Origin of the sequence: Salinisphaera sp. G21_0, assembly GCF_017744115.1 — a bacterium.
Classification (GTDB): domain Bacteria; phylum Pseudomonadota; class Gammaproteobacteria; order Pseudomonadales; family Endozoicomonadaceae; genus Endozoicomonas.
Map to the genome: position 1 here is coordinate 1 of NZ_JAGHQW010000298.1, position 516 is coordinate 516.

The 516-nt window shown below is 55.8% G+C and carries 1 protein-coding gene; it reads left to right on the forward strand.

From position 1 onward, the window contains the following. A partial coding sequence (locus J7439_RS26165) for a hypothetical protein (protein ID WP_209204982.1) occupies positions 1-516 on the forward strand: 516 nt, incomplete at both ends.

The following is a 516-nucleotide window of genomic DNA, read 5'->3' on the forward strand; positions in this document are numbered from 1 at the left end:
CGGCCCCCCCCGTGCTCAGGGACAGCTGCCTACTGCTCCCCGGGATCATTATCAACCGTTGTCGTTCAGGCCGATGAACAAGAGACCGCTGCCTGCTCTCCCAATCAATTACCAACCGTTAAAACTCAGACAAGGGAAAACGGCAACAGGGTACACCACCCCCCTGGTGGGTAATGAAAAAGAACCCGCCCCCCCTGATATCCCTGTGTACCTAGAACTGATAGGGGATGAATCCATCAATAACCAGGGTGAACCGGTGGCGGACGGGCAGGCCGGTATAGCAACAGGCAGCAACTCTATGGCGAACACTGGAAACCCCATCCGACCAGACAGCCCTGTGTACCATGTACTGACCGAGTATAGGACTGACTCTGACGATAACCGTGGTAAACCGGTGGCAAACACTGGAAACCCCATCCGACCAGGCAGCCCTGTGTACCATGTACTGACCGAACATGGGACTGACTCTGACGATAACCGTGGTGAACCGGTGGCAAACACTGGAAACCCCATCCG